Source organism: Trichlorobacter sp. (assembly GCF_030247655.1).
Taxonomy (GTDB): domain Bacteria; phylum Desulfobacterota; class Desulfuromonadia; order Geobacterales; family Pseudopelobacteraceae; genus Trichlorobacter.
Map to the genome: position 1 here is coordinate 1 of NZ_JAOTRZ010000166.1, position 6,671 is coordinate 6,671.

Genomic DNA, 6,671 nt, shown 5'->3' on the forward strand with positions numbered 1-6,671 from the left:
GATGATTCAGAAAACCCCTGAAGCCGAGCGGCGTCAACGGGTGATGGCACTGCTTGAGGCGGTCGGCATGGCTGATCAGGCCCTGAAACGGCCGGATCAGATCTCCGGCGGCCAGAAACAGCGGGTGGCAGTGGCACGGGCGCTGGTGACCAACCCCAAGCTGGTGCTGGCAGACGAACCGACCGCCAATCTTGACCATGCCACTGCCTTTATGGTGATCAGTCTGATGAAACAGTTGCGAGATCAGTTCGGCACCACCTTTATCTTCTCTACCCATGATCCCCGGATTGTTGGCGAGGCCGAGGTGCTGCATACCCTGGAGGACGGTGTGTTGATCAGCAGCACGCAGGTGAAGGGAGGGGAGGCGAAATGACGAACATATTCAAAATCGCTTTCCGCAACCTGTTGCGCTACCGGCGCCGTACACTGCTGACCGCCACCCTGGTGACCCTGGGCGTGGTCTTTGTGCTGGTGTTCACGTCGGTTTCCGGTTCATTCAAGCAGATGATGATCAGCCAGATTACCGATTCAATGATGGGGCACCTGCAGATCCATCGTAAAGGCTATGTGGCGGCGATCGATACGTTGCCGCTGAATCTGGGGATAAAGCAACCCGGTTATGCCAAGCTGGAGGCTCTGCTGCAGCAGGAACATGGGGTGGCTGCCTATTCACCCCGGATCAAGTTCGGCGGGATGTTCAGTAACTTTATGGAGACCACCAATATCCGTCTGAACGGGATTATTCCTGAAAAAGAGTTTGCCGTGGTGCCGTTTTTGCCGGAGCGGGTCAGCAGCGGTGTCAAGACCTTGAAGCAGGGCGAGATCATGGTGCCTGAACTGCTGGCGCGCGGCATGAACGTCAAGGTGGGTGACACGGTGGTCATTGTGGCCACCAACCAGAGCGGTTCAGTGAACGGCAAACAGTTTCTGGTAAGCGCTGTTCTGGAAAGCGCCTCCGGGCCGGGCGGCCGTGACGGCTACCTTCATTTTGACGATGCCGTTGAACTGCTGAGGATGGAACAGCCTGAGATCAGCGAGGTGGCGATACGACTCAAGAAGTTCGGTGCGCTGCCCAAGCTGGAAAACAAGCTGCGCAGCCAGCTGGAGGCCCAGAAAAACCCCAAGGGCAAGCCGGTGTTTGAGCTGCATTCCTGGGAGGCCCTTTCACCCTTTGCCCGCATTGCCAAGATGCTGGATCTGATGACGCTCTTCATCAAGATCATGCTGGTGTCGATTGTGCTGATCAGCATTATGAACGTGATGATGATGGCGGTATTTGAGCGGGTGCGGGAGATCGGCACCATCGCTGCCATCGGAACTCCGCCCGCTACGATCCGCTCGTTGTTTCTGGTTGAGGGGCTCTGTCTGGGGCTGTTCGGGGCGGTTGCCGGCACCGTGCTGGGCAGTCTGATTATCCTGATCATCAACCTGTCCAACATCACCTTCTCGTTTGGCCAGCAGACCGGATTGCTGCTGAAGGCATACCTGGAGCCGGGGGATATTTTGATGGTCTCGGTCATTGTGGTTGTCGTGTCAGTGCTGGCCACTCTGCAACCAGCCATCAAGGCCTCCAGAATGCAGCCGGTAGATGCACTGCGCCATGTTTAGGAGCTATTCATGAAAATATCATTACTGATGACCCTGCTGATCTCTCTGGTTTTCTCAGGATCTGCCGTTGCCCTGGATGGGCAACAGCTGCTGAAGCAGATTGACCGCAACCTTAATCCGGAGAGCTATGAATCATACCGCAAGCTGATCAATATCGAGCCGGACGGCAGCCGTAAGGAATTTACCCTCTACACGATCAAAAAGGGGGTGGATAAGGTTGCCTCGCTGTTTTTGGCCCCGGCCAGCGATAAGGGCCGCACCACCCTGCGGTTAGGCGAAAACATGTGGCTGCTGATTCCCAATGTGGGTAAGCCGGTGCGGATTACCTCGCTACAGTCAGTGGTGGGGGGGGTGTTTAACAACGCCGATATCCTGCAGCTGGACTACGACGCGGAATACACGGTTCAAAAGGTAGAGGAGAAAGGTACTGATTATCTGCTGCATCTGAAGGCAAAAAACAGGAGTGTGGCCTACGACCGTCTTCGTATATGGGCTGATAAAGGCAAAAAACTGCCCGTTAAAATTGAATGTCTGACCGAGGCGGGCATGCTGATCAAGACCATCTACTTTAAGGATGTCAAGGATTTTGGAGGGTTCTCCCGCCCGGCCACCATAGAGACCGATTCGCCGCTCTACAAAGGCTACAAGTCGGTGATGCTGTTTGCCAAATTAAAGAAGCGCAGCTTCAAGGATGAGGTGTTTACCCTAAACGGCATGGCTACGATTGATTCGTTGAGATAGATGGTGCGTGTACTGGTCATACTGCTGCTGCTTGCCATTACGACGCAGGTGGATGCTGAAGAGTTCAGCTTTGATGAGGCTGATCTCGAAAAAAAGATTTGGCATCTGGGGGGCTATGCTGAGGCACGACCGGGGCTGAACCTGCTGGACAAAGATGCTGCACAGACCCGGCTGAGGTACTATGGCAGGCAGGTTGACGACCTGTTGGTGGATTTTAACGGCAAGCTGCTGCTGGAGGGCAGCCTGGAGAAAGACTGGGCCAAACTGTTTGTCCAGCCCAGCCTGGATTACACCAACACCCGTCTGAACAACTACCTGAAACTCAGCTGGTATGAGGCCTGGCTGCAGGCTAAGCCCAATGATCACCTCAAACTGCTGGTGGGTAAAAAATCACTCAAATGGGGCAAGGGGTACGCCTGGAATCCGGTGGCCTTTTTTGATCGGCCCAAGAGCCCGGATGACCCGGAGTTGAGTCTGGAAGGGTATTGGCTGGCTACAGCCGATTTTATCCGGAGTTTTAACGGTCCGCTGCAGACCGTGGCGTTCACGCCAATCCTGCTGCCGCAGGATCGTGACCTGAATAGTGATTTCGGGACCTCTGACGCCGTCAATTGGGGTGGCAAGCTCTACCTGTTGCTGTATGACACTGATATCGATCTGATTATCCGGGGTAAAGGGAGCCGTAATACAGCATACGGCCTTGACTTTTCGCGCAACCTGACCACCAACTTTGAACTGCACGGTGAACTGGCCTGGCAGGTGGGTAACCAGCGTCAGGTAATCGGCACCAGCGGCCAGCGTGCCATTGTTACCGATGATGCCCTGAGCTGGCTGGTGGGGCTGCGTTACCTGACCGAGCAGGATACCACCTGGATTGTGGAATATTATCGCAACGGTACCGGCTACACAAAAAACGAGATGGAGACTTATTTCCAACAGGTCGAGCAGGGCTGGGCTACTTGGCAAAGCAGCAATAATCCCACAGGGCTGCAGCAGCTTGGCCAGAATCAGGCCTATACCCGGCAAGCCGCCATGCGTGACTACCTGTATGCCAGGGTCAGTCAGAAAGAACCGTTTGATATCCTTTACCTCACCCCGGCAGTCACCGCCATTGCCAACCTGCAGGATCAGAGCCTTTCTCTGGCGCCTGAACTGGTGTATACCGGCATCACCAATCTGGAGCTACGGTTAAAGGGGACAGCCACCATCGGTCCTGACCGCAGTGAGTTTGGGGAAAAAGCTGCTGACGCCCGGATTGAGCTGCGGGTGCGGTATTATTTCTGATCTGCAGCTCATTTAAGGGTGGACTGACGTAATTGCCGCGTAAAAACGAGGACCGGATGGATAGAGAACATTGGTTGCAGCGGGCAAACTTGCTGGCGTTGTTTACCATCTTCTACAATATTGCGGAAGGCGTCGGATCGGTTTGGTTCGGCGCGGCTGACGAGACCCTGTCGCTGTTCGGTTTCGGCGTGGATTCCTTTATCGAAGTGATTTCGGCAATCGGTATCTGGCACATGCTGCGCAGGATCAAGGCCAACGGAGGAGAGTCGCGGGACGAGTTTGAACAGCGTGCGTTGCGGATTACCGGCACTGCCTTCTACCTGCTGACCATCGGCCTGGTCCTTACCGCCGGCATCAACCTCTACCAGCAGCACAAGCCGGAGACCACCGTCTGGGGCATTGTAATCTCACTGCTCTCGATCTCGTTTATGTGGCTGCTGATTCACTACAAGACGAAGGCCGCTACTGCCCTTGCCTCACCTGCAATCATGGCTGATGTGGCCTGTTCCCGCGCCTGCATGTATCTGTCGGTCGCTTTGATGATCGCCAGCGCGGGGTATGAACTGACCGGTCTGGGGCTTTTTGATGCCGTTGGTGCGCTGGTGATTTCCTGGCTGACCTACAAAGAGGGGCGGGAGTCCTTTGACAAGGCCAGAGGGCTGGCATGTTCCTGCAGAGCTGCCAAGGAGAATTTGTTGTGACCACACTTGATAGCCATATCAGCGGCAAGTTCAAAATTGCCATCGCCCTGACCGCTGTGACTCTGGTGGCTGAGGTGGCAGGTGGCTTATGGACTAACTCCTTGGCGCTGCTTTCCGATGCCGCCCATGTCTTTCTGGATCTGTTTGCGCTGGTATTGTCGCTGGCTGCCGTGCAGCTGGCCGGTATGCCGACCTCAGAGCGGCACACCTTCGGTTTTCACCGTTTTGAAATCTTTGCCTCTTTTATTAACGGTCTGACCGTCTTTCTGATGGGGGTGGTAATCCTCTACGAAGCCTGGGTCCGTTTTGCTTCTCCCCAGACAGTGAAAAGTGGGCCTATGCTGATGATTGCGGTGATCGGTCTGGTGATGAACCTTCTGGCAGCAAAGACGCTGCACAGTCACAGTCATGACGATCTGAACGTGAAGAGCGCCTTTCTGCATGTGGTGGGCGATGCTGCCGCATCGGTGGGGGTGATTTTGGGCGGAGTAGTGATGTACTACACCGACTGGTATCAGTTGGATGCACTGATCTCGGCAGGTATCGGGCTGCTGATTCTGGGAGGTGCCGGACGGCTGTTGCGTGATTCGGTACATATCTTGATGGAAGGTACGCCACGCGGAATGGATGCGGCAGAGGTGGCAACCGTCATTCGTAGTGCTGAAGGGGTGCAGGATATTCACCATCTGAATATCTGGTCCGTCTGTTCGCACGTCACAGCACTTTCTGTTCATATTGACCTGAAGCCTGACTATGAGGGCAAACGGAACAGTATCCTGCATGAAATTGAACACATGCTTGAACGGGATTTTCATATTACCCATACAACCATCCAGCTGGAATGCAGTCACTGCAACGGTGGACCACTGATCAAGCCGTTACAGCATCGCGCGCGGCATACATCCGATCATGGTCACTGAGGAGCACAATTACATGCATGATAACGAGCTGGTCTGCTTCTGCAGCAGTGTGACGGCCGGAGATATTCGGCAGGTCAAGCGGAATGGCGCAACTACCATGGGTGATATCCGCCGCATGACCGGCGCCTGTACGGTTGGGCGCTGCAGTGAGCTGTCGCCCCGGGGCAGGTGATGCGCCCAGGAGATCAAGCAGGTGCTTGACGAAGCGTGTAAACCTTGACCCTTTCGATCTGACCCGCTATCCTCCCTGAACAGTTATCTGTCAGGGAGGTTTTTGTTATGCGTAAAGCCGTCATTCTCTATAGCTCCGGTCTTGATTCCACTACCTGTCTTGCCATTGCCCAGGATCAGGGATTTACTCCCTACGCCATCAGCTTTGATTATGGTCAGCGCCACCGTCATGAGCTTGATCTTGCCCGCGTCAATGCAAAGAAGCTGGGGGCGGTTGAACATCTGGTGGTTGCCTTTGATCTGCGCCAGGTGGGAGGCAGTGCCTTGACCAGTGAGATTGCGGTGCCTAAAGAGGGGATTGGGAATGATATTCCGGTTACCTATGTGCCAGCCCGCAATACCATCTTTCTTTCTTTTGCCCTGGGGTGGGCCGAGGTCTTGGGGGCCTATGATATCTTCATCGGTGTGAATGCCCTGGACTATTCCGGCTACCCTGATTGCCGCCCCGAGTATATTGATGCCTACCAACGGATGGCTAACCTGGCTACGAAGGCTGGGGTAGAGGGTACCGGCCGTTTCACTATCCACACCCCGTTAATTAATCTGACCAAGGCAGAGATTATCAAGCAAGGCACTGCATTGGGGGTTGATTATAGCCAGACCCATTCCTGCTACGACCCAACCCCGGAAGGACTTTCCTGCGGCACCTGCGATTCTTGTCGTCTGCGACTCAAGGGGTTCAGCGAAGCTGGGTTGAATGACCCGTTGCGGTATGCGTGAAATGTATCCGCATTTTTTATGTAAAAATAGCAAATTAAATTTAGCTATAATAAATAGCAAAAACAATGTGTTTCGTTATATCGAAATATATGTATTCCGGCATTAAAGACAAAGTCGGTCTTTTTGTGCTTGATTTTTGAGAAAGTCCGAGTACACTCCTTGACGACGGCACACGATGACCGTCTGACTACCCACACGAGGAGGAAGCATGGACGTCCTTGCCCTCAGTCGACTGCAGTTCTCAGTCACCACCATGTTCCATTTTATCTTCGTTCCACTGACATTAGGTCTTTCTGTACTGACCGCCTGGTTTGAAACCAGATACGTGCAGACCGGTGACGAAACCTACCTGCGGATGACCAAGTTTTGGGGAAAGTTGTTCTTGATCAACTTTGCCCTGGGCGTGGTGACCGGTATTACTCAAGAGTTTCAGTTTGGTATGAACTGGGCCGAATACTCCCGCTAT

9 protein-coding genes are annotated in these 6,671 nt (G+C 54.1%); all 9 read left to right on the plus strand.

Annotation, left to right across the window (positions count from 1 at the left end):
• The coding region (locus tag OEL57_RS12500) for an ABC transporter ATP-binding protein (RefSeq protein WP_300740861.1) at positions 1–373 on the plus strand (373 nt) is incomplete at its 5' end.
• Positions 370–1,608, plus strand: coding sequence for an ABC transporter permease (locus OEL57_RS12505; protein WP_300740862.1), 1,239 nt, complete (start codon positions 370–372; stop codon positions 1,606–1,608). The genes OEL57_RS12500 and OEL57_RS12505, both read left to right, overlap by 4 nt.
• A 9-nt stretch (positions 1,609–1,617) precedes the next feature.
• Entirely contained in the window at positions 1,618–2,349 is a 732-nt protein-coding gene (locus OEL57_RS12510) for an outer membrane lipoprotein-sorting protein (RefSeq protein ID WP_300740863.1), read from the plus strand.
• The gene (locus OEL57_RS12515; protein ID WP_300740864.1) at positions 2,350–3,633 is read left to right on the plus strand and encodes a hypothetical protein; all 1,284 of its coding nucleotides are present in this window, start codon (positions 2,350–2,352) and stop codon (positions 3,631–3,633) included.
• Between the two features lie 56 nt (positions 3,634–3,689).
• Positions 3,690–4,334: a cation transporter gene (locus OEL57_RS12520; RefSeq protein WP_300740865.1), complete on the plus strand. Its 645-nt coding sequence runs from the start codon at positions 3,690–3,692 to the stop codon at positions 4,332–4,334.
• The gene (locus OEL57_RS12525; RefSeq protein WP_300740866.1) at positions 4,331–5,254 is read left to right on the plus strand and encodes a cation diffusion facilitator family transporter; all 924 of its coding nucleotides are present in this window, start codon (positions 4,331–4,333) and stop codon (positions 5,252–5,254) included. Before OEL57_RS12520 ends, OEL57_RS12525 begins: the two co-directional genes overlap by 4 nt.
• Positions 5,255–5,267: 13 nt before the next feature.
• Complete coding sequence (locus OEL57_RS12530) at positions 5,268–5,426, plus strand: (2Fe-2S)-binding protein (protein WP_300740867.1); 159 nt, start codon at positions 5,268–5,270, stop codon at positions 5,424–5,426.
• Between the two features lie 107 nt (positions 5,427–5,533).
• Positions 5,534–6,205: a 7-cyano-7-deazaguanine synthase QueC gene (gene queC, locus OEL57_RS12535; RefSeq protein ID WP_300740868.1), complete on the plus strand. Its 672-nt coding sequence runs from the start codon at positions 5,534–5,536 to the stop codon at positions 6,203–6,205.
• Positions 6,206–6,413: 208 nt separating this feature from the next.
• The coding region (locus tag OEL57_RS12540; RefSeq protein ID WP_300740870.1) for a cytochrome ubiquinol oxidase subunit I at positions 6,414–6,671 on the plus strand (258 nt) is incomplete at its 3' end.

Coding starts and splice junctions, on each gene's coding strand:
- queC (WP_300740868.1), top strand. CDS start 5,534: ATGCGTAAAGCCGTCATTCTCTATAGCTCCGGTCTTGATTCCACTACC.
- OEL57_RS12505 (WP_300740862.1), top strand. CDS start 370: ATGACGAACATATTCAAAATCGCTTTCCGCAACCTGTTGCGCTACCGG.
- OEL57_RS12510 (WP_300740863.1), top strand. CDS start 1,618: ATGAAAATATCATTACTGATGACCCTGCTGATCTCTCTGGTTTTCTCA.
- OEL57_RS12520 (WP_300740865.1), top strand. CDS start 3,690: ATGGATAGAGAACATTGGTTGCAGCGGGCAAACTTGCTGGCGTTGTTT.
- OEL57_RS12515 (WP_300740864.1), top strand. CDS start 2,350: ATGGTGCGTGTACTGGTCATACTGCTGCTGCTTGCCATTACGACGCAG.
- OEL57_RS12530 (WP_300740867.1), top strand. CDS start 5,268: ATGCATGATAACGAGCTGGTCTGCTTCTGCAGCAGTGTGACGGCCGGA.